Below are 21293 nucleotides of genomic sequence, written 5' to 3' on the forward strand. Positions count from 1 at the left end.
TACATAATTTTCACATTAATAATATGTCAGTTATGATAACAATCGTTAGTTACATAAAGAAAAATTATTGGAGGAATCATCATGAAAAAAAGTACGTTAATTGGTTTAGGATTCATTTTAGCAGGTATCGGAGCAAGCACGCTTACTTCTGTCGATGTTGCTGCGCACGGTTATGTTTCTGAACCAGCAAGTCGTGGATACCAAGGAAGCCTCGACAAAAATACAAACTGGAATGCTGCATTCAAAAAATACGGAGCTGTTATCAATGAGCCACAATCTCTTGAAGCACCAAAAGGATTCCCAGCTGCTGGACCTGAAGATGGGCAAATCGCTTCTGCAAATGGTGCGGTAGGTGATTTCTTATTGGATCAACAAACAGCCTCATTGTGGACAAAACAACAACTGACAGCTGGTGCAAATGATTTTACTTGGACATTCACTGCCAACCATGCAACAACGAAATGGCATTACTACATGACAAAAGCAGGTTGGGATCAAAATGATGCGTTGACAAGAGACGACTTGGAATTCATTGGTGAAGTAGGTAATGATGGACAACTAGCTTCTACTAATCCAACACATTCGATCAACATTCCTAATGACCGTTTAGGCTATCATGTGATCTTAGCTATTTGGGATGTTGCTGATACTAAAAATGGTTTCTATAATGTCATTGACGTCGATGTCAAAGGTGAAACAGTTTTAGCTGACTTGCAAAAATAAAAATTATTAATGACGGAAAGAGACCGAGGCAGGAATCTTTAACCACGGAAAATAAGTCACCATCTACGAGAATTGTTCGTCAATTTTTTGTAGATGGTGCTTTTTTGTAGTTATTTTTTTCTATGGTTTATTTAATTATAGGAGTTGCAAGGGCGACAATACGCTAAGCGTTATGGTGTGATTTCTTAAGTTTTACTAAAATGTGTGGATTATGAAAAGGCTTGTTCTCTTTTCATTCTAAATTTCATAAGCTACAATATGAGAGTACCTAGTTATATCATCGTTAGATTTCTCGTTGCAAGGTATTTTTGTTGCTTTAAGGATATCTATTTATCATAAATCGGTTGTTTTTTGCCGATAGACGTTCGAACAATATTGGGTAACTTGTTTTTAGGAGGAAATTTTTATGATTCAGTTATTGCGCTATGCGAAAGACTATCGAAAACAAATCATCCTAGGTCCTGTATTTAAATTTTTAGAAGCAGTCTTTGAATTGATTTTACCTTTACTGATGGCTTCGCTGATCGATAATGGGCTAAAAATGAACAATCGTGAAGTGATCATCAACATGGGTATCTGGATGATCGCTATGTCGGTGATCGGATTGATCTGTGCCATTATTTGTCAATATTATTCATCCATTGCCTCTCAAGGGTTTGGAACAGAGCTTAGAAATCAACTCATCAAAAAAATCAACTCTTTCTCCCATAGTGAATTAAATCATTTTGGGACGGATACATTGATCACGCGCATGACCAATGATATCAATCAGCTACAACTGGCACTCGCAATGGTCATCCGTTTATTGATCCGTGCACCCTTTTTAAGTATTGGATCAGTAGTCATGGCTTTTGTGATCGACTGGCAAGTCGGACTATTCTTCTTAGCTTTATTACCTATTTTTTCAGTCATTTTATACTTTATTATCCGTAAGACGATCCCCCTCTATCAAAAAGTCCAAGAAAAGTTAGATGGTCTAAATGAGACTGTTAGCCAAAACTTAAGCGGGGTTCGTGTCATTCGGGCATTTTCTCGTACCAATAAAGAGATCGAAACATTTGATGAAAACACGGATGTCTTGGCAAAAAATTATTTACGTGTTTCCAATATCTCTGCTTTGCTCTCTCCGGCAACAACATTGATCATGAATGTCGGGATCATTTGTCTATTGACTGTCGGCGGGGTCAAGGTAAACATCGGTTCTTTACAACAAGGACAAGTCTTAGCATTGATCAATTACATGAACCAAATGTTATTAGCCTTGATCGTCGTTTCCAATCTTGTCGTGATTTTCACTCGTGCAGAAGCTTCTGCTCAGCGGGTCAAAGAAGTCTTAGATACTGAAAATACTATTACAGATGCTGAGACTCCTCGTGAACCAAATATGGATTCTGAGGCGATCTTACAATTTAAAGATGTCGATTTCCGTTATACGCCAGAATCTGGACTGTCATTACAAGGAATCAATTTCACGTTAAAACGCCAAACTGTCTTAGGGATCATTGGTCCGACCGGAAGTGGTAAGACGACATTGACACAATTGATCCCACGTTTTTATGATGTGAGTGAAGGCTCTGTATTGTTTGATGAACAAGACGTTCGCGACTGGCCATTAGATACATTACGAAGTCAGATCTCGCAAGTACCACAAACAGCTGTCCTATTCACCGGTACTATCCGCGAAAATCTTCAGTGGGGTAAACCTGATGCGACAGATGCAGAATGTTGGGAAGCTTTAGCGATTGCTCAAGCCGAAGATTTTGTTCGCCAATTACCCAAAGGTTTAGACACAAGAGTCATGGAGAATGGGAAAAACTTTTCCGGAGGACAAAAACAACGGTTGACGATTGCTCGTGCATTGATCGCCAAACCTGCCCTATTGATTTTAGATGACTCCTTGAGTGCCCTTGATTATCAAACGGATCTAAACTTGCGTCAAGCATTACAGTCTTCCCTTAACACAACAGTTATCATTATTTCTCAACGTATCCGTTCGATTCAACAAGCAGAGCACATCATCGTCATGGATCAAGGGAAAATCGTGGCACAGGGTACACACGATACATTGCTTAGTCAATCTTCTGAGTATCGTGAAATCGTGGCATCACAGGAGGAGGAATAAAATGAAAACAAAAAAACTATCTTGGCAAACGCTCAAACGTTTTGTTCCTTATCTTACTGCCCATCCGCGAGAAATTTGGTTAGCTGTCTTGTTGGGAATCATCAATGGTGTTGCTACCGTCGTGATGACTTTACAAATCGGTCAAAGTATCGATCAAATGGTTGGTGTGGGACAAGTCAACTTTACTCGGTTAGTCCAATTACTTGTGATGTTCGGTGGGATCGTTTTACTGAATGTCATCAGTCAATGGTTGATCCAAGTACTAAGCAATCGTTTGGCATACCTTTCTGTTGCTAATCTACGAAAAGATGCCTTTGCTCGTTTGAATCTTTTGCCGTTAAGATACTATGATCAAAATTCCCATGGGAACATTGTCAGTCGCTTTACAAACGATATGGATAACATCTCCATTGCGATATCAGCGGCCTTCAATCAATTATTTTCTGGGGTAGCGATCATTATTCTCTCACTGATCTTCATGCTCAGCTTGAGTCCACTATTGACACTTGTCGTCATTTGTTCGACACCGATCATTTTCTTAGTCAGCTGGTTAGTGGCACGCGCTTCGCAAAATGATTTTGATAACCAGCAAAAAATCATCGGGAATATTTCAGGTTTCGTTACGGAACGTATCGGTAATCAAAAAATCATCAAAGCGTTCCAACAAGAAGAAGTCAATCAACAGCAATTCAGCGCATTGAATGCTGATTTATATGAGAAAGGTCAGCGCGCGCAGTTCTCTTCTTCATTAACGAACCCATCTTCTCGTTTTGTCGATCACTTAGCCTATCTCTCCATTGGTTTGATTGGTGGTTTACTTGCCTTAAGAAGTGATTCAACGATTACTGTCGGGATCATTTCAAGCTTTACGATCTATTCAAGTCAGTTTTCAAAACCTTTTATTGAATTATCAGGTATCACGACACAGATCCAAACAGCATTTTCTGGTTTAGAACGCGCATTTGAGTTGATCGACCAACCGGAAGAAACACCAGATGAACCTTTTGCATATGAACTTGATCCTAAAACGATCAAAGGCGAGGTCGCTTTCAAACATGTTTCTTTCTCTTACGAACCACAACAACGGTTGATCGAGAACTTCAGCTTTGTTGCTAAACCTGGTCAAACAGTAGCAATCGTTGGTAAAACGGGGGCTGGTAAATCCACATTAGTGAATTTATTGATGCGTTTTTATGATGTCAATTCTGGGACGATCACGATCGACGATTATGATATTACCCAAATCGCTCGTGATTCCTTACGTAAGAGCTTCGGCATGGTTTTACAAGATACGTGGTTATTCGACAGTACGTTACGAGAAAATTTACGTTACGGAAAGCCAGACGCCAGCGATGAAGAAATCAATGACGCTCTAAAATCAGCCTATATGTATGAATTTGTCCAACGCTTGCCAGAGAAACTGGATACACGCATTGGTGGACAGGGATTGAAAATCTCCGATGGACAACGTCAATTACTGACGATCGCTCGTACGATGATCAGTAATCCCCCTATGTTGATACTTGATGAAGCAACAAGTTCAGTTGATACATTGACAGAAAAGAAAATCCAAAATGCCTTCCTAAAAATGATGGAAGGAAAAACTAGTTTTGTGATTGCCCACCGCTTGTCCACAATCAAAAATGCCGATCAGATCCTCGTGATGGATCAAGGGGCAATTGTTGAGATGGGAACACATGATGAATTATTGAAAATTGAAGATGGCAGCTATCGTCAACTTTATCAAGCGCAATTTACTGGATCGGTTGAAAAATAGTGAACATCGAATCAGATGATTTTTCTGATCTATGCAAAAAACAAGCAGTCTTCTGGGATGGGAAGACTGCTTGTTTTTATTTTGTATGCGTCGTTAAACTCCGCAAAATTCTTTTATATGGCATGGCGCGCCCAATCACGTAGATCATCGTCGATTGGATCGGCAACCAGATAATGGCTTTTAATAAACGTGGTCCCCAGAATACCCAGTTCATCGGTACTTGATACATGATGACCAACCATAATGGTGTCAGAATCAAGCTAACGATCACTGTCACACTGAGCGTGGCTAAAATTGCATTTTTCCAAGTGATCTCTTTGCGATAGAAAAAGAAACCATAAATCGCTCCTTCAATAAAAGCATTCAACGTGAAGCCGATGAAAAAGACAGATTTAGGAAATAATGCCATACCCACCACATCAGCTAACACAGCACCAACCCCTGTCCAAAATGGGCCAAATAAAATACCCATGATCACTTGGGGAATGAACGTTACACTGATTTTGAGTAATGGTGTTTCAAATGAAACTAAGCGAGACAACGTGACCATCAATGCGATCAGCAGTCCCATGATCGTAATCATACGAGCATCTAAACGATTTTTCTTCATTTCTAGCATCTCCTTTAAGAGCTGCTACATGTTTCATGCAGCGAATGCGAAAATAAAACCGCGAACGAATGTCCTTCGTCCTAGAGGCAACATCCCATCCTCTAAGCACTTAACGCTTTATTTTCTACTCTGTTAATAGTGGGAACTTATCCCAGACAAACTATAGCATAGAAAAGGAAGCCCTGTAAATAAAAAAACCTAATGTTCTAAACGAAAACGATTCCTAAGTTCGTAACATGGCAGACATTCGCCTTGATCAACTGTCTCTATCCTCATAAAACCCGAATTTTAGATCTTATTAGGAAAAGGGATCTTACTTCCTTCTTCATGAATGACTTGTCGAAATTCCAAAAATCCGGCTTCAAGCCCACGTAACAAAACTTCTGCTGTCCCAATATTTGTTGCTAAAGGAATATCATATACATCAGCCAAGCGGATCAACGAAGTGACATCAGGTTCATGAGGTTGAGCTGCTAAAGGATCACGCAGGAAAATCACTAGATCCAATTCATCTTCTGAGATCATTGCGCCAATTTGTTGGTCACCACCTAAAGGTCCTGAATTAAACCGATGAACCGATAATCCTGTGGCTTCTGCAATCCGCTGACCGGTTGTCCCTGTCGCGAATAGTTCATGTTGTTCAAGTATGATTTTATAGGCTGTTGTAAATTTGATCATCAATTCTTTTTTACGATCATGTGCAATCAATGCTATTTTCATCCGTCCTCACTCCTTTTTTACCAGTGTAACAAATTTCTTTGTGGTTTGATATTTTTCAAATTTCTATAAAAACATATCAAGGACTTCTAGTACATCCACCCATGTTAGAATATCACATTGTTCAATTTTTATTATGTTTCTAGCGGTGTAGTCAATTGAACGCAACTGATGTGTAACAACTTGTCCAGAAATGATTTGTGGTTCTTTGATCTTAATATATGTATCAAATTTTCTTTCAGTTGATGTGATTGGGCAAATCAAACAAAAACCAGTGTATTGGTTGAAGTTATTCTTACTTACTACCAAACCTGGTCTTCGCTTCTTTATTTCCTTTCCTCTAGCTGGATCAAAATCCAGCCATACAATATCTTTTTGCTTTGGATAATCCATTTATAGTTCCTCCCCCTCAAGGTTCATCTCATCCCACTCTTTATCTTCTTGGGTGATTGAATCTCTAAAGCCTGCCCATGCCTCTGGAGTCTTAAAGATATCTTCTTTTTTGGGCTTTAATACATATGTTTCACCTATTTTAATAATCGTATATATTTTTCCAACTTCTGGAGAAATATCTTTGGGAAAAATCGCTCCTACAGAATTTCCAATCTTTCTAACAGTCGTTTCCATTATTATCATCTCCCAGCTTATGTTAAATTGAGTTTAACTTAATTTAACATGAAAATCAAATTTTTTTTTCTTGGTTGCCTCCTTTTTTATATCTCTTAATATCTACAAAGTATTATACGCTCTAAGATAATGAATACACGGTAAATCTTTGATAACTTGAGCAGTAAAAACAAAAAAAATAAATTGCCATATTTCTGGAGTTTGCTCTCATTATTGAAGGATCTGCTTCATGAACATCATTTATTCTATTTTATAGGTGGCAGATTTAGTAATCTCACGCACTTTCCAATTATTTTGTACACATTGACGAAAGTTCCTACGAATTCTTGTTCATTGTGACATTGATTATAGATAGCGCTTTCAACTATACTAAACACATCAAATATAAGAAAAAAGAAAGCGTGGTTTGTACGATGGTAGAAATGGCTCTGAAAAATGTATACAAGAAATATGACAATGCAGAAAACTATTCTGTTACTGACTTTAACTTGGCAATCAAAGATCGCGAATTTATCGTATTCGTTGGTCCTTCCGGTTGTGGGAAATCAACAACTCTACGAATGATCGCTGGTCTTGAAGATATTTCTGAAGGGGAATTGAATATCGGCGGCAAAGTAATGAATGATGTTGCTCCTAAAGACCGTGATATCGCGATGGTATTCCAAAACTATGCCTTATACCCTCACATGACGGTATTTGACAACATGGCGTTTGGTTTGAAATTGCGTAAATACGACAAAGCCGATATCAAACAACGTGTAGAAAATGCTGCGGAGATCCTTGGGTTGACTGAATACTTAAAACGTAAACCTGCTGCTCTTTCAGGAGGACAACGCCAGCGTGTCGCTTTAGGTCGTGCCATCGTACGTGATGCAAAAGTCTTCTTGATGGATGAGCCGTTGTCAAACTTAGATGCCAAACTACGTGTAGCTATGCGTGCCGAAATCGCGAAGTTGCATCAACGCTTAGAAACAACAACCATTTACGTTACCCATGACCAAACAGAAGCCATGACGATGGCAGACCGTATCGTCATCATGAAAGATGGATTTATCCAACAAATCGGTTCACCGAAAGAAGTTTATGACACACCGGTCAATATGTTCGTTGCTGGCTTCATTGGTTCACCTGCCATGAACTTTTTCAACGTAAAATTAAGCCAAGGTGTTATCTCAGATGGTCATGGACTAAAATTGAGAATCCCTGAAGGTAAAAATAAAGTATTAGTTGAAAAAGGTTATGAAGGCAAAGAACTTGTCTTTGGTATCCGTCCTGAAGATATTCACAGTGAACAAGTTGTCTTGGACGCCTCACCAGAAACTGTTGTCAATTCAGAAGTCGTTGTATCAGAATTACTTGGTGCCGAAACCATGCTTTATACTCGCACTGGAACAACTGAATTTATTTCTAAAGTTGATGCTCGTGACTTCCATAAGCCAGGAGAAATGATCGACCTTGCCTTCAATATCAACAAAGGACATTTCTTTGATAAAGACACAGAAGATGTCATCACGATCCCTTAATTGACGATAAGCAAAAGACCCAAGGATCTTTCGATCTTGGGTCTTTTTTCTGGTGATTTTTCAGTCTTTATTTGTGTAATAGCTAAACGACTTTTTTGATCGTTCCTTGCATGATCTCTTTCTTTTGCTGTTTTTTAGCAGCAGTGAAGACGGGTACATCAAAGAATTTGCTCAACGTTCCGGCAATGAAATAAGCAATATTATAATCCACCAAACTATGGATCAAGCCACCGATCCCCATCAAGATGAATACCGTATAGAAGTAGCCTTCTGCATAGTAGGTTTCCGGCATATTCCCAATGAAAAAGAACACACTCACCACTAACATTTCGATGATCGAGTGAATCACGCCAATCAGTAGATTAAACCCTTGAAAACGCCAATTCAATAGGGTGAATTGTCCGTCTTTTAAGACGATCCCTGGTTTTTTCTGTAAATACCATGCACCGATCAGAGCGAACACCAAATGAGACAATGCACGAAGCGCAATAATCACAGGTGTCGTCAAGAAAAAGCCAAATGTTGTACCTAGCGCTACTGCAACAGCGACACCCGGTGAAAAGAACATTGCGATAAATAATGGCACATGTGAAGCTAGCGTAAATGATGCAGGCGGAATCACTATCTTAGGCATGATCATTGGAATAAGAACGCCCATTCCGATCAGCAAAGCGGAAATTGTCAATTTTCTTACAGAATTTGTTTTCATTTTTTTCTCCCTTTACGTGTCTTGACACATTCGTTTTGACCTATTGTACTGCTAACTTCCTAAAGTGTCAAGACACATAAAAAGAAACAAGGCGTCTGAAATGCCACCCTCTCTAAAATCGAAGAATTTGTCCTTGATCCTTATTTCCTAAAATAGTCAGGCATCACTTGAAGAATACCTAAAATGGTTTTCTCAAGTGATGCCTTCATGCTTAGAGTTAAAAGACTTTTTCAGCCTTCTATTCCTCACTTTATTTTTTCAGATGTTCCATAGCATTGCTTAAAGCAGCAAATTCTTCTAAAGAAAGTGTTTCTCCTCGTCTTTTCGGATCGATTCCTGCCTCCGTTAGACTTTCAGTTAACCAACTTTTTGTTTCTTCGTCTTTCCCATAGGCATGTTGCAAGTTATTCCATAAAGTTTTTCTACGCTGTTGAAACGCAGCCTTTGTCAAACGGAAAAAGGCTTTTTCATCCGTTACGGAAACTGCTGGCGTTGCGCGTCTTGTCAATTTCAAGATTGCTGAATCCACATTTGGTTGTGGCACAAATACTGTTTTTGGCACAATAAAAGCCAAACTTGCTTCCATGTAATATTGCACAGCGATCGATAAAGAACCATATGCTTTTGTTCCGGGTTTAGCTGAGATACGATCAGCTACTTCTTTTTGCATCATCACGATCATTTCGTCAACCACTACCTCTGATTCAAGAAAGTGCATCATGATTGGTGTCGTAATATAATAAGGCAGATTAGCCACCACTTTCAATGGTAACTGCTCGTTGAATTGAGTATTGACCGCCTCTGCTAAATCAGTTTTCAAAATATCTTGGTGAATAACTGTTACATTCGGATAAGGTGAAAGGGTATCTGCCAAGACAGGAATCAAGCGATCGTCGATTTCAAACGCAACTACTTGTTTGGCGTGACGCGCGATCTGCTCCGTCAATGCCCCGATTCCAGGTCCTACTTCGATGACATTGGTTTGTTGATCGATTTGACCAGTTTCAATGATTTTTCGAAGGATATTCGGCTCTGTCAAAAAGTTTTGTCCTAAGCTCTTTTTAAATGAGAAGCCGTGCTTCAATAAAATTTCTTTTGTTCTAGTGGGTGTTGCAATATCCCGATATTCACTCATAATGATCCTCCACTTTTTTCATTGCCTGCTTAAACTCAGCTAACGTAATTCGGAACATGTTCAACCGTTTTTCCAATTGTTTTCCGTTCGTATAGCCGATACGTAACTCATCGCCTAGCATCTCACGCTTTTCTTTTGCTTGTGCTCCGGCAATCAAACCATACGCAACAAGCATTTGTCTAGTGATCTCCGGTTCTTGGGTCTCATCATCGACTGGCGTAACGACTTTTTTCAACGCTTCTAATATCGCTTCATCACTCGCATGTTCGACCCCTAAACTTCCCTTTTTTTTCGGTACAGCTTGGTTCCTTGGCAAAAACGCATGTTTTGCTTGTGGTACCACTTCCATGATTGTTTTACGGATCTTCTCACCTGAAAAATCCGGGTCCGTAAAAATAATGATCCCACGAGTTTCTTGGGCATGTTCGATCTGCATCAAGATTTCTTCATTGATCGCTGAACCAATCGTTTCTATCGTGTCGGCTTCAACCACTTCTTGTAGCCTTCTCGTATCGTCTTTTCCTTCGACGACAATGATTTCTTGGATCTTTAATTTAGTCATGCTCTGACAATCCAAATAAATGATGCGCGTTTTTCCATGTTTGTGCCGCTACTTCTTCCATTGGTAATTGACGAAGCTCAGCGATCTTTTCGACTGTGTAACGAGTATACCCTGGTTCATTTCTTTTTCCTCGATATGGCACTGGCGCTAAATAAGGAGCATCCGTTTCCACTAATAGACGATCCAATGGAACGTTTGTCGCTGCTTCTTGCACATCTAATGCCTTTTTGAAAGTGACGACACCACTGAAAGAAATGTGCATCCCTAAATCAAGGAAACGTTGTGCCCATTCATAATCACCACTAAAGCTATGCATGATCCCACCAATATCGCGAATGTCCTCTTCTTTTAAAACCTTATAAGTGTCTTCCAAGGCATCTCTCGTATGGATACTGATTGGTAAGTTCATCTCTTTTGCGATGGCTATTTGTCTTCTAAAAATTTTGTCTTGGACTTCTTTTGGATCTTCCATCCAATAATAATCCAGTCCGATTTCTCCTAAAGCAACCACTTTTGGTAAAGTCAATTGTTCTTGCAGTTTATTTTCGATTTCTTTCGTATAGCTACCAGCTTCTGTAGGATGCCAGCCAATGATGCTATAAATGTTTGGATAATCTTGACTAAGCATCAAGGACTTTTCGATCGTCGGTTTATCAAAACCTACGACAGCCATTTTAGTCACACCTAGTTCTTCTGCACGCTGGATCGTTTCAGGAATGTCATCATTGAATTGTTCCGCGTTCAAATGAGTATGAGAATCAAATATCATCTTTATCTCTCCTTTTCATTAATTACTTTAGCATATAAGCAAGCGTTAAAGAAGTCTCAAAGACTAAAAAACATGAGATATCGTACAAAGAAAGACAAGAAATGACTTGATTCACTTCTTGTCTTTTCATTATCAGTTAGTTACTTTCAGTTTGTCTTTTTTTGTAATAAAACACAGGTACACCTAACAATGTGACTAAGATCCCGATCAATGCTAAATTCGTTTGTGTGATCAGTGTCATCCCTAAAATAAAGATGGCACCTAAAATCGCAATGATCGGTATCACTGGATAGAGTGGCACTTTATAAGGACGAGGCATCTCTGGTGCTTTCTTTCTTAAAATAAACACGCCAATAAAAATCAATAAGCTAAATAGCCACATCACAAAAATCAACATATCCGTCAGAAAATCAAACGACCCTAAACTCATCATGATACAAGCGATTGCTAATTGGAACAACGCAGGTACATAAGGAACGGTGAAGTTTTTTGAAAGCTTTGTCAACTGGTTACTGAACGGTAATTCGTTTTCTAATGCCATTGCATATGGGACACGAATCCCAGTCAATGTGTACCCATTCAATGCGCCGTAGACAGAGATCAAGATACCGATCGTAACGATTTTCCCTCCTAGTTCACCGAAGATGACCGCTGACGCATCAGATGAAGCATTCAAGTTCCCGGCAATTTGATCGATCGGTAAGGTTTTTAAAAAGACGAAGTTGATCAATAGATAAACGAATGTCACAAAACTTAAACCTAGAATAATTGCTTTTGGTAAATCCTTTTCTGGACGTTTCATTTCTCCAGCCATAGCTCCGACACCTAACCAGCCGTCGTAAGCGAAAAGCGTCGCCAACAATGCCCCACTAAGTCCTTCTGCCCACGAAACGCCTTGCCCAGCTTCCACTGGAAATAATTGGACAGTACCTTGTCCTGGTGTCAAAAGCCCCCAAATAATGATCACTGCAATCGGGATCAACTTGACTACCAATGTAATAGATTGAACGTACGCACCAACTTTGGTTCCTAAAAGATTCAATCCAGTGATAGATAGTGCTGTAATAATAGCAATCACTAATAAGTAACTTGATGATAGCTGTAAGAGATTGATCAACTGTGTCGCAAAGATGATCGATAATGCCGCAATGTTCGCTGGAAAATAAATCAAACTTTGTGCCCAACCCAATAAAAAGCTGGGTAACTTGCCGTAAGCTGCTTCAATGTACTTGACCGCTCCGCCAGTTTCAGGAATGGCAGTGGCTAATTCAGCGACTGTTAGCCCCGCACAGATCGTTAAGAATCCCCCTAACAACCACGCGAGTAACGTCAAACTTGTTGATTGTGTACTTGCCACTACCGCTGCTGTTTTAAAAAAGACGCCGGCACCGATCACAGTTCCCATTACTGTGGATAATGCCCCAAACAAATTGATCTCGCGTTTTAATTTCCCTTTCATCCTCTTCCTCATTTCCTATTTCTTTTTTTATTTTTTTCAGTATAACTGAGAAATTTTTATTTTACCATTCTTTTCAGAAATTTGTATTGAAAATATCCCTCTAAAGACGGATGTATTCTCGGCTGACTTCTTATAAAATAAACCTACTTGAATTATAAGGAGGTAACCTATGGATTTTCAATCAATCGATCCAAAACTAGCATCTTATCTAAAAGATAAAGGTACTACTTTCTTTCCACAAAAAGAACAAAAACAATCCAAAATACACTGGTTATTGTTGATTTTATTTGGCTGGTTAACCATTGCGACATTGACACAGCAATTGCTATTGATGGCTGGTTTTCTTCTGATCGTCACCTTGATCAAAGGACCGGGGATGTTCCTGTGGGGAATCGTCTATACTTTCCTTGTCAGCATATTTCCTCCCATTGCTTTTTTACTGTCGGTCCTCTTTTTACTACTGAATGTCCAAACGATCGTCAAAAATTGGCGAGTAACGATGATCGGAATTTTTTTCTATGGCTATCCTTTAGCCATGAACGCATTACGTCATCTGACTGATTGGGATACAAGATGGTTCTTCGCGATCAGCTTGCTCCTAGGGTTGTTGATCCTTCACACACTATTGATCAAGATCTATGCACGTTATGGCAATAGCCGTCTAGTTGCTTGGTATATTCTTTGTATTCCATTTTCGATCGTTGCAGCGCTGTTGCCGACGAAAGTCAAACAACGGTTAAAACTAAAGAAAGTCGGACGATGATTTCTCATCGTTCGACTTTTTGTTGATCATCTATAAAACTATTTTATTGATGAACCGATCCTGTGAATTTCATTTTTTTCAAAAACTGTTTATACATATCTTGACTCATACCTAAAGTATCAAGTAAATAACCATTCTGGGTTCCCCAATTACTTAAACCTCTGTAGTAGAATTCACGATGGACATCTTTGATCACGAAAGGCATGATATTGTGCTTCAAGCATTCTTTGAACATAAGCAAACGTCCCGTACGTCCGTTGCCATCTGCAAACGGATGGATGCGTTCATATTTCACATGGAAGTCAGCAATCTCAGCTAAACTTTTGTTCTTTTGATTCTCGTAGTTCGTAATCAAATCCATCATTTCTTTACTTACTTTCTCTGGTGCTGCTGTTTCAACTTCATCATAACCAAAACCAATCATATTTTGAACAACCTTGAACTCTCCGACAGGTGTTAGCGGATTGTTTTCATCGGTTGTTCCTCGTTTCAAAATTCGATGTAGTTCTTTGATAAAGTCATTCGATAAGGGTTCTTCGATATGATCGATCACGTAGTCGAAACCTTTGAAATGATTTTCTGTTTCTTTGATATCATCTAGTTTCGTCGCCTCACCACTTTCAGCAGGAGGGAGAATATTATTTTCAAATATTAAGGCAGTTTGCTTCTCAGATATTCTCGACCCTTCGATTCGATTGGAATTATACGCCATTTCTACTTGCATCCTATGGTAAATTCCACCATGCAGATTTGCTTTCTTTTCCAGTACAAATCGGGTAACTAAATCTAACTTATCCACATTCATCTTTCGTCTCCTTCCAATAGATAGCATAGTTATCCTATTTCATATCAAACGCTAACTAACCCAATGACCTGATCACTCGGCTTGGATTGTTTACTTACTCACTTTTTTTCTTATTGTAACATGTATGAATGGTTTAATACTGCAGTTCCAAAAAATTTGTCAAGCAATCAAAGTTATAAAAAAGCCGGGGACATTCGTCCTCTCGTACCCCCTAAAATCAAATAAACGGTGTTCGCACAACCTCGTTAGTTTTATTTTGACAGATCTAAGAAAAGTACCCTACAAAAAAAGAACTATTCTAAGCTTATTTGCTTAGAATAGTTCTTACAGTCATTGATTAGCCAACTTCAGAACCGTTTGGCATACCTTTTGGTGCTTCGATCACTTGTAATGAACCATCAGCTGCTTCTGCTGAAAGGATCATTCCTTGACTGATCAGCCCGCGCATTTTGCGTGGTTTCAAGTTAGCAACGATCACTAATTTTTTGCCGATCAATTCACTTGGATCAGGATAAAATTCGGCAATACCGGATAAGATTTGACGGTCTTGGTCATCTCCTGCATCTAGACGGAATTGCAATAATTTATCTGCCCCTTCGACTTTTTGGCAATTGATGACTTCTGCTACTTTTAATTCGACTTTTTCAAATACATCGAACTTGATTTGTTTTTCTTTGGTGGAAACAAGTTCTGTTTCTTCTGGGTCCCATTTGACTGAGTCCTCATTTGTTTGAGTGCCTTCTGACATTTTCTCTTGGATGTAGGCAATTTCTTCTTCCAGCTCTAAGCGTGGGAAGATCGGTGTACCTTTTGCAACGACTTTTGTCCCAGATGGGAATTCACCGAAGTGTAATCCTTCAAGGTTCATCGTCTCGGCATCCAACCCTAATTGATTGAAGATTTTAGTTGGTGTTTCTGTCATGATCGGTTGCAACAGGATCGCAGTGATACGTAGCGATTCAGCTAAATGGATCATTACGCTTTCCAACTCTTTTTTCTTCTCTTCGTCTTTTGCTAAGACCCAAGGTTCTGTTTCATCGATATATTTGTTGGCACGAGAAATCAGCACCCAAATTTCGGCTAAAGCAGTGTTGAATTCCATTTTTTCCATTGCATCATGATAACGACCTACCACATTCGCAGCAGTTGTTGATAACTCACTGTCAAATGGTGTCACTAATGACGCATAGTCAGGAACCATGCCATCACAATATTTATTGATCATCGCAATCGTCCGATTCAAAAGATTCCCTAAGTCGTTCGCCAAATCGTAGTTCACACGTGATACAAAGTCTTCTGGTGTAAATACGCCGTCTGAGCCAAATGGTACCGCACGTAATAAGTAATAACGTAAAGCATCTAAGCCATAGCGTTCTACGAGCATTTCTGGATAAACGACATTTCCTTTGGATTTAGACATCTTGCCATCTTTCATCAGCAACCAGCCATGTCCAAAGACTTTCTTCGGCAATGGAATATCTAGTGCCATCAACATGATTGGCCAATAGATCGTATGGAAACGAACGATTTCTTTTCCAACCATATGGACATCTGCGGGCCAATATTTCTGGAATAATTGATCGTCTTCTGAACCGTAGCCAAGTGCGGTGATGTAGTTCGACAACGCATCGATCCAGACATACACTACATGTTTCGGATCATTTTTGACATTGATCCCCCAGCTGAACGTCGTCCGCGAAACCGCTAGATCTTCTAGACCTGGTTTGATGAAGTTATTGATCATCTCATTTTTACGTGATTCAGGTTGGATAAACTCTGGGTGTTCTTCGTAGTACTCTAACAAGCGATCCGCATACTTACTCATACGGAAGAAATAAGATTCTTCCTTGACTAGCTCGACTTCATGACCACTTGGCGCTTTCCCACCGATCACTTTGCCATCTTCATCTTTGTATACTTCTGCAAGTTGAGTTTCTGTAAAGAATTCTTCATCGGAGACAGAATACCAACCTTCATATTCACCTAAGTAAATATCGCCTTGTTCAAGCAAGCGATCAAAGATTTTTTGGACTGCTGCTTTATGATAATCATCAGTTGTTCGAATGAATTTATCGTAGCTGATATCTAATGTTTTCCACAGTTTTTTGACATCTGCAGCCATTTTGTCTACATATTCCTGTGGCTCTACGCCTAATTCTTCTGCTTTTTTCTCAATTTTCTGTCCGTGTTCATCTACCCCAGTTAGATAAAACACATCAAAGCCCATCAAACGTTTATAACGTGCAACAGCATCACATGCAATCGTTGTATAAGAATTGCCAATGTGCAGTTTGCCACTTGGATAATAGATGGGCGTAGTGATATAAAAAGTTTCCTTTTCTGCCATGGGGTACTTCCTCCTTTATCGCATGGTGCGAATTCGTTTCCTTGCTAGTATACCATAAAATAAATACGCTGTTAGCTTTTTTTGATAACTCCTGAAATGTAAAGATGTCCTTTCCTTTCACGAAAACATTTATAAAGAACCTACGTTATCGTGATGATCCACTTCCTCCTCTACGCACACTCTCACTCCTTTTTCTTCAAGATCGCATACTCTGCCATTTTTGCTTCACAAACATGCTATAATAAGCAATATCATATAAGAAAAGGTTTTGAGATTAATGACAAAAAAACACAAATTATTGCTTATCAGTATTGCTTTACTTTCTCTCATCCATCTATTATTTAGTTTTTATTATTTACATCTGTATGGTTATTTCAATCTGCATGGACAATTGAACACGTTCCTTTTGCTCACTTTGATCCTTCGAGTGGTTTTTGCAGGGTATATCGTCCTCTGTGGATTTTTGGCGATTCGAGAAGAAAAACAAAAGCTTCTTCCATTTTATTTGCTTTTCTTCCTATTTAATCTGCTCTTACCGTTTCTTTTTCAACTGTGAGTTCGATTTATTTGTCTAGAAATCTTTGGTTTTCATGGAGATTCTGCTACAATAAAGTAAAAAGTACCTTAACATAACGGGAGGTGTGAAAGTGGAACATTTTCATTCAAAAGAAGAAGAAAAAACATATTACGAACAAGAAGCACCGGAAGCTGATTTCTTAGCTTGGTATCAAGACCAAGAACGTCCTGAATATGAAAAACCTTCCTTGACAGTTGATATCGTTTTACTCTGCTACAACAAAGAAGAAGACCAACTAAAAGTTTTACTTATCCAACGTAAGAGTCATCCTTATAGAAATTCCTGGGCACTTCCCGGAGGATTCGTCCAAAAAAATGAATCCACAGGTGCCAGCGTCTTGCGAGAAACAAAGGAAGAAACCGGCGTGATCATATCAGAAGAAAATATTGAACAACTGCATACCTTCAGCACACCGAATCGTGATCCTCGTGGTTGGGTCGTGACAGTCAGCTATCTCGCCTTTATTGGTGAAGAACCTTTGATTGCTGGAGACGATGCCAAAGAAGTGCAGTGGTTTTCACTTGAACGCAATGCAAACAAACTTCATCTATCGAGTGGTGAAGTGGCAATCACTCTAGATTTGACGACGAGCGAGTCTTCTGGCAAAGACACGTTAGCCTTTGACCATAGTGAGATCATTGTCAAAGCATTCAATCGGGTCGTCAATAAAATGGAGCATGAACCGCAAGTGTTGCAAGTTCTAGGAAAAGACTTCACGATCACTGAAGCACGCAAAGTATTCGCTAAATTCTTAGGGATCGATTTTAAAATGATCGATCATTCTAATTTCAAAAAAGCCATGTTACAATACTTTGATGAAATCGGCGAACGTCCTGTCGGTATCGGACGTCCCTCAAAGATCTATCAATTAAAACCTGGCCATACAGAATAAAAAGAGGTGAAGGGCATTGAATGCTCTTCTCCTCTTTTTTGGTTTGTCATAATTAGTGAGCTTTTCTGAAAGAAATTCCTAGAAACAAAAACAATAAATGTTTTTTATAAACAAGGCGAACCCTGGCGCCCCTACCAGTTTTATTATTCAAAAAGTACTTGTTTCCCGATTTCAACTAATTCCAGACTCTTTTTGGTTGTGGAAGGATTCGTTTGTTCTTTCATATCGATCAAAACTAGCTTTTTGCTATACCATTGCGATTTATATTGGAGCTTTGCTAATAGCTTGTGCCAATCTTGGATAGAAAAATCACCTTCCCGACAATCTGCTGGAATTGATTCGACAAACAAATAATCATAATGACGGATCACTGTTCCTGAAATTTGTTCAAAATAATCTTCTCGTTGAAATTTTTGTTTTAAATACAAGTCTTTGATTTTTCTTTTTTGCTTTTGATAATTTTTCACTCTTTCAACGTGTGCTCGTCGATGCTGTGCTGCTCGTCCTTTGATCACAAGTTTTCTCTTTGCTCGCTGGAGTTGTTGATCGACTTGTTTGAATTTAGGGATCGCGATATCAAGCGGGGTGGACATCTCCACTAGACGATCTGGATCATAAGCTATCCCGATCCATTTATTTGACGCTTCCATTGTCTTTTGGGGAACTTCACAGAGCAAGGAGACATAAAAGATCTCATTGTATCGAGACGAGATCGTCGCTGAGCGAATCGTTCCTTCAATCGGACGATGCGCATGGATGCGGATTTTTTCTTTTAACTTAGGCAGTTTGATAGATGTTTCTTCTAAATAGATCGTTCCCTTTTGATTGTTTGTCGTATACGACTGCCAAATACTTTTTTTATTTTTCAGTTTGGGGAAGCTTGCGCGTCCTTTAAAATAATTACGAAATGCACGATCCAAGTTTAATTGGGCATTCGCTAAGGCTAAACTATCGACTTCCTTTAAAAAGGGATATTGCTTTTTTAAAGAAGCTGGTGTCAGCGTATAATCGATTTCTTTCGTTTCTAAATAATACGCCTGTCTGGCTTTTAATAAATGATTGTAAGTGAAACGCACACAACCAAATGTTTGGATCAACCACTGTTTTTGTGACTCAGTGGGATAGATTCGAAATTTAAAGGCTTTTAGCATCGGCTTCTCCCCCTAGTTTGCGACTAGCAAGGCTTCTTTCTGCCGTTTTAATTTTTTTGCATAATAGGCAACTTCTTGTTCTGTTGCATATACAAAGTGTTCTGGAGCGATTTCGCGTAACGAACGAGCTTTTCCATCGTCTGGTTCAGGTTGATACTTGATCCGACGACGTTGGCGTTCATGATCAGGGTCAGGCAATGGAATCGCTGATAGTAAGCTTTCTGTATAAGGATGGACCCCATGGTTATAGATTTCTTCACTGGTTCCCATCTCAAGCAATAACCCATTGTGCATCACACCGATACGGTCACTGATATGTTTCACCATGGATAGATCATGCGCAATAAACAAGTAAGTCAAGCCTTGCTCTTTTTGTAAGTCTTGTAAAAGATTGACCACTTGGGCTTGGATCGATACGTCTAAGGCAGAGATTGGCTCATCACAAATGATAAACTTCGGATTGACTGCTAATGCTCGTGCAATCCCGATCCGTTGGCGTTGTCCCCCTGAAAATTCATGAGGATAGCGCGTGCCATGGCTAGGATTCAAGCCAACTGTTTTTAGTAACTCGTTGACTTTTTCTGCACGTTCTTCGGGTGATTTAGCTAGTCCGTTGACATCGATGCCTTCTGCAATGATATCTCGTACTTTCATTCGTGGATTTAATGAAGCATATGGATCTTGGAAAATCATTTGGACTTCATGTCGAAACTTCGTCATGGCTTGTTTTCCTTTTAATTTCGTCACATCTTGTCCATCAAATAAGATCTCGCCACCCGTCGGTTCATTCAAACGGATGATCGTCCGACCTGTGGTTGACTTTCCACTACCAGATTCGCCAACTAAGCCAAATGTTTCTCCTTCATAGATGTGGAAACTGATATCATTCACTGCGTGGACTTCATTTTTCTTTCCTACATTAAAATACTGTTTTAAGCCTTTAACCTCGAGCAGTTTTTTGTTCATTGTTCAATCCCCCTTGGCCATGTGCTTTTTGCTTTTCTTGAAACATCGCCCAGCGCCGTTGGATCTCTTCTGGCGGTGTCACTTTTGGTGCTTGTGGGGCTAGTAGCCAAGTCGCTGCTTGGTGTGTTGGTGATAATTCGAAAAACGGTGGTGCTTGTTCCGCATCGATCTTCAATGCAAATTCATTTCGTGGGTAGAAGGCATCCCCTTTTGGCGGATTCAATAAATCCGGTGGAGAACCTGGGATTGCATACAAGCGGTCATTGCCACTTTCCAAGGTAGGCATAGAGCCAAGCAAGCCCCACGTATACGGATGTTGTGGATTGTAGAAAATCTCTTCAGATGTCCCCACTTCAATGATTTTCCCACCGTACATCACTGCTACTCGATCGGCGACATTCGCTACGACACCAAGATCATGGGTGATAAAAATAATTGACGTGTCGATTTTTGACTGGATTTTTTTCAACAACTCTAAAATCTGTGCTTGGATCGTCACATCTAAGGCTGTCGTTGGTTCATCTGCGATCAAGATTTCTGGGTAACAAATCAGCGCGATCGCAATCACGATCCGTTGCCGTTGTCCTCCTGAAAACTGATGGGGATAGCTGTGGATACGTTTTTCGGCATCCGGAATCCCTACAAGATTCAATAATTCTAAAGCAGCTTTTTGCCCTTCTTTTTTCGATACTTTATTATGCTTACGTAAAGATTCTGCTACTTGTTTACCAATCGTCATCGTTGGGTCTAATGAAGTCATCGGATCTTGGAAGATCATCGCGATTTCTTTCCCACGAATCTTTTGCATTTCTTTTTCTGTTTTACCAACAAGGTTTTGTCCTTTGAATAAAATCTCACCAGAATCGATCGATGCGTTACTTGATAGTAAACGCATGATACTTCTAGTCGTTACGGACTTCCCACTACCGGATTCACCAACGATCGCCAATGTTTCACCTTTGTTCAAATGAAAATCGACGCCTCGGATGGCTTGGACCTTTCCAGCATAGGTAGCAAAGGAGATTTGTAAGTTCTTTACTTCAAGAATTTTCGTCATCG

21 protein-coding genes and 1 riboswitch are annotated in these 21293 nt (G+C 39.5%); of the genes, 7 read left to right on the forward strand and 14 right to left on the reverse strand.

Translation table 11 applies throughout. From position 1 onward, the window contains the following. Positions 1–81 precede the first annotated feature (81 nt). The 3 genes from CUS89_RS00150 to CUS89_RS00160 all read left to right on the forward strand — a co-directional run bounded on the left by CUS89_RS00150 (position 82) and on the right by CUS89_RS00160 (position 4622). Positions 82–723 carry a lytic polysaccharide monooxygenase auxiliary activity family 9 protein gene (locus CUS89_RS00150; RefSeq protein WP_104870560.1) on the forward strand — a complete coding sequence of 214 codons (642 nt, stop codon included), beginning with the start codon at positions 82–84 and terminating at the stop codon, positions 721–723. A gap of 406 nt (positions 724–1129) precedes the next feature. Continuing rightward, positions 1130–2845: an ABC transporter ATP-binding protein gene (locus CUS89_RS00155; RefSeq protein ID WP_104870561.1), complete on the forward strand. Its 1716-nt coding sequence runs from the start codon at positions 1130–1132 to the stop codon at positions 2843–2845. Between the two features lies 1 nt (position 2846). Then, entirely contained in the window at positions 2847–4622 is a 1776-nt protein-coding gene (locus CUS89_RS00160) for an ABC transporter ATP-binding protein (RefSeq protein ID WP_104870562.1), read from the forward strand. Between the two features lie 76 nt (positions 4623–4698). Here CUS89_RS00160 and CUS89_RS00165 read toward each other — a convergent pair whose 3' ends face one another. The 4 genes from CUS89_RS00165 to CUS89_RS00180 form a co-directional block, all read right to left on the reverse strand. Then, positions 4699–5232 carry a folate family ECF transporter S component gene (locus CUS89_RS00165; RefSeq protein ID WP_104870563.1) on the reverse strand — a complete coding sequence of 178 codons (534 nt, stop codon included), beginning with the start codon at positions 5230–5232 and terminating at the stop codon, positions 4699–4701. A gap of 36 nt (positions 5233–5268) precedes the next feature. Further along, positions 5269–5366, reverse strand: a riboswitch (THF riboswitch). A gap of 154 nt (positions 5367–5520) precedes the next feature. Then, positions 5521–5952, reverse strand: a complete 432-nt coding sequence (gene mgsA, locus CUS89_RS00170) for a methylglyoxal synthase (RefSeq protein ID WP_104870564.1) — start codon at positions 5950–5952, stop codon at positions 5521–5523. Positions 5953–6015: 63 nt separating this feature from the next. Next, positions 6016–6342, reverse strand: a complete 327-nt coding sequence (locus CUS89_RS00175; protein WP_010736132.1) for a type II toxin-antitoxin system PemK/MazF family toxin — start codon at positions 6340–6342, stop codon at positions 6016–6018. Beyond that, the gene (locus CUS89_RS00180) at positions 6343–6576 is read right to left on the reverse strand and encodes an AbrB/MazE/SpoVT family DNA-binding domain-containing protein (protein ID WP_010736133.1); all 234 of its coding nucleotides are present in this window, start codon (positions 6574–6576) and stop codon (positions 6343–6345) included. Positions 6577–6989: 413 nt separating this feature from the next. On the opposite strand from CUS89_RS00180, the gene CUS89_RS00185 reads away from it, so the two are divergent. Continuing rightward, positions 6990–8099 carry an ABC transporter ATP-binding protein gene (locus CUS89_RS00185; RefSeq protein ID WP_104870565.1) on the forward strand — a complete coding sequence of 370 codons (1110 nt, stop codon included), beginning with the start codon at positions 6990–6992 and terminating at the stop codon, positions 8097–8099. Positions 8100–8181: 82 nt separating this feature from the next. On the opposite strand, the gene CUS89_RS00190 is transcribed toward CUS89_RS00185, so the two are convergent. From CUS89_RS00190 to CUS89_RS00210, 5 genes are all read right to left on the reverse strand, one after another. Then, the gene (locus CUS89_RS00190) at positions 8182–8808 is read right to left on the reverse strand and encodes a hypothetical protein (protein ID WP_104870566.1); all 627 of its coding nucleotides are present in this window, start codon (positions 8806–8808) and stop codon (positions 8182–8184) included. Between the two features lie 250 nt (positions 8809–9058). Beyond that, positions 9059–9943, reverse strand: coding sequence for a 16S rRNA (adenine(1518)-N(6)/adenine(1519)-N(6))-dimethyltransferase RsmA (gene rsmA, locus CUS89_RS00195; protein ID WP_104870567.1), 885 nt, complete (start codon positions 9941–9943; stop codon positions 9059–9061). Next, a complete protein-coding gene (gene rnmV, locus CUS89_RS00200; protein WP_104870568.1) occupies positions 9936–10505 on the reverse strand; it encodes a ribonuclease M5 in 570 nt (189 codons plus the stop codon). Before rnmV ends, rsmA begins: the two co-directional genes overlap by 8 nt. After that, positions 10498–11274 (reverse strand): TatD family hydrolase, encoded by a 777-nt coding sequence (locus CUS89_RS00205; RefSeq protein ID WP_104870569.1) that lies wholly within the window; start codon positions 11272–11274, stop codon positions 10498–10500. The genes rnmV and CUS89_RS00205 overlap by 8 nt, the downstream gene beginning before the upstream one ends. A 136-nt stretch (positions 11275–11410) precedes the next feature. Continuing rightward, entirely contained in the window at positions 11411–12733 is a 1323-nt protein-coding gene (locus CUS89_RS00210) for an APC family permease (protein ID WP_104870570.1), read from the reverse strand. 169 nt (positions 12734–12902) lie between these two features. Here CUS89_RS00210 and CUS89_RS00215 point away from each other — a divergent pair, with 169 nt between their 5' ends. Beyond that, complete coding sequence (locus CUS89_RS00215) at positions 12903–13496, forward strand: hypothetical protein (protein WP_104870571.1); 594 nt, start codon at positions 12903–12905, stop codon at positions 13494–13496. Between the two features lie 43 nt (positions 13497–13539). Here CUS89_RS00215 and CUS89_RS00220 read toward each other — a convergent pair whose 3' ends face one another. Both CUS89_RS00220 and metG read right to left on the reverse strand, forming a co-directional pair. After that, a complete protein-coding gene (locus CUS89_RS00220; RefSeq protein ID WP_104870572.1) occupies positions 13540–14301 on the reverse strand; it encodes a Fic family protein in 762 nt (253 codons plus the stop codon). Positions 14302–14638: 337 nt separating this feature from the next. After that, entirely contained in the window at positions 14639–16648 is a 2010-nt protein-coding gene (metG, locus tag CUS89_RS00225; RefSeq protein WP_065096133.1) for a methionine--tRNA ligase, read from the reverse strand. A gap of 277 nt (positions 16649–16925) precedes the next feature. Here metG and CUS89_RS00230 point away from each other — a divergent pair, with 277 nt between their 5' ends. Both CUS89_RS00230 and CUS89_RS00235 read left to right on the forward strand, forming a co-directional pair. Continuing rightward, on the forward strand, positions 16926–17204 hold the full coding sequence (locus CUS89_RS00230; protein WP_104870573.1) for a hypothetical protein: 279 nt from the start codon (positions 16926–16928) through the stop codon (positions 17202–17204). Positions 17205–17295: 91 nt separating this feature from the next. Next, the gene (locus CUS89_RS00235) at positions 17296–18117 is read left to right on the forward strand and encodes an NUDIX domain-containing protein (protein WP_104870574.1); all 822 of its coding nucleotides are present in this window, start codon (positions 17296–17298) and stop codon (positions 18115–18117) included. A 143-nt stretch (positions 18118–18260) separates the two neighbouring features. On the opposite strand, the gene CUS89_RS00240 is transcribed toward CUS89_RS00235, so the two are convergent. Genes CUS89_RS00240 through CUS89_RS00250 form a run of 3 tightly spaced genes read right to left on the reverse strand, consistent with a single transcriptional unit; the run spans position 18261 to position 21291 of the window. Next, the gene (locus tag CUS89_RS00240; RefSeq protein ID WP_065096132.1) at positions 18261–19268 is read right to left on the reverse strand and encodes an RNA-guided endonuclease TnpB family protein; all 1008 of its coding nucleotides are present in this window, start codon (positions 19266–19268) and stop codon (positions 18261–18263) included. 12 nt (positions 19269–19280) lie between these two features. Further along, on the reverse strand, positions 19281–20234 hold the full coding sequence (locus CUS89_RS00245; RefSeq protein WP_104870575.1) for an ABC transporter ATP-binding protein: 954 nt from the start codon (positions 20232–20234) through the stop codon (positions 19281–19283). After that, the gene (locus CUS89_RS00250; RefSeq protein WP_104870576.1) at positions 20209–21291 is read right to left on the reverse strand and encodes an ABC transporter ATP-binding protein; all 1083 of its coding nucleotides are present in this window, start codon (positions 21289–21291) and stop codon (positions 20209–20211) included. The genes CUS89_RS00245 and CUS89_RS00250 overlap by 26 nt, the downstream gene beginning before the upstream one ends. Positions 21292–21293 lie beyond the last annotated feature (2 nt).

This window comes from Enterococcus mundtii (assembly GCF_002947535.1).
In the GTDB taxonomy this organism is placed as follows: Bacteria; Bacillota; Bacilli; order Lactobacillales; family Enterococcaceae; genus Enterococcus_B; species Enterococcus_B mundtii_B.

What these genes read in the sequence shown, in the direction of transcription:
- CUS89_RS00150 (WP_104870560.1), top strand. Translation starts at nt 82, where the DNA reads ATGAAAAAAAGTACGTTAATTGGTTTAGGATTCATTTTAGCAGGTATC.
- CUS89_RS00155 (WP_104870561.1), top strand. Translation starts at nt 1,130, where the DNA reads ATGATTCAGTTATTGCGCTATGCGAAAGACTATCGAAAACAAATCATC.
- CUS89_RS00160 (WP_104870562.1), top strand. Translation starts at nt 2,847, where the DNA reads ATGAAAACAAAAAAACTATCTTGGCAAACGCTCAAACGTTTTGTTCCT.
- CUS89_RS00165 (WP_104870563.1), bottom strand. Translation starts at nt 5,232, where the DNA reads ATGAAGAAAAATCGTTTAGATGCTCGTATGATTACGATCATGGGACTG.
- mgsA (WP_104870564.1), bottom strand. Translation starts at nt 5,952, where the DNA reads ATGAAAATAGCATTGATTGCACATGATCGTAAAAAAGAATTGATGATC.
- CUS89_RS00175 (WP_010736132.1), bottom strand. Translation starts at nt 6,342, where the DNA reads ATGGATTATCCAAAGCAAAAAGATATTGTATGGCTGGATTTTGATCCA.
- CUS89_RS00180 (WP_010736133.1), bottom strand. Translation starts at nt 6,576, where the DNA reads ATGGAAACGACTGTTAGAAAGATTGGAAATTCTGTAGGAGCGATTTTT.
- CUS89_RS00185 (WP_104870565.1), top strand. Translation starts at nt 6,990, where the DNA reads ATGGTAGAAATGGCTCTGAAAAATGTATACAAGAAATATGACAATGCA.
- CUS89_RS00190 (WP_104870566.1), bottom strand. Translation starts at nt 8,808, where the DNA reads ATGAAAACAAATTCTGTAAGAAAATTGACAATTTCCGCTTTGCTGATC.
- rsmA (WP_104870567.1), bottom strand. Translation starts at nt 9,943, where the DNA reads ATGAGTGAATATCGGGATATTGCAACACCCACTAGAACAAAAGAAATT.
- rnmV (WP_104870568.1), bottom strand. Translation starts at nt 10,505, where the DNA reads ATGACTAAATTAAAGATCCAAGAAATCATTGTCGTCGAAGGAAAAGAC.
- CUS89_RS00205 (WP_104870569.1), bottom strand. Translation starts at nt 11,274, where the DNA reads ATGATATTTGATTCTCATACTCATTTGAACGCGGAACAATTCAATGAT.
- CUS89_RS00210 (WP_104870570.1), bottom strand. Translation starts at nt 12,733, where the DNA reads ATGAAAGGGAAATTAAAACGCGAGATCAATTTGTTTGGGGCATTATCC.
- CUS89_RS00215 (WP_104870571.1), top strand. Translation starts at nt 12,903, where the DNA reads ATGGATTTTCAATCAATCGATCCAAAACTAGCATCTTATCTAAAAGAT.
- CUS89_RS00220 (WP_104870572.1), bottom strand. Translation starts at nt 14,301, where the DNA reads ATGAATGTGGATAAGTTAGATTTAGTTACCCGATTTGTACTGGAAAAG.
- metG (WP_065096133.1), bottom strand. Translation starts at nt 16,648, where the DNA reads ATGGCAGAAAAGGAAACTTTTTATATCACTACGCCCATCTATTATCCA.
- CUS89_RS00230 (WP_104870573.1), top strand. Translation starts at nt 16,926, where the DNA reads ATGACAAAAAAACACAAATTATTGCTTATCAGTATTGCTTTACTTTCT.
- CUS89_RS00240 (WP_065096132.1), bottom strand. Translation starts at nt 19,268, where the DNA reads ATGCTAAAAGCCTTTAAATTTCGAATCTATCCCACTGAGTCACAAAAA.
- CUS89_RS00245 (WP_104870575.1), bottom strand. Translation starts at nt 20,234, where the DNA reads ATGAACAAAAAACTGCTCGAGGTTAAAGGCTTAAAACAGTATTTTAAT.
- CUS89_RS00250 (WP_104870576.1), bottom strand. Translation starts at nt 21,291, where the DNA reads ATGACGAAAATTCTTGAAGTAAAGAACTTACAAATCTCCTTTGCTACC.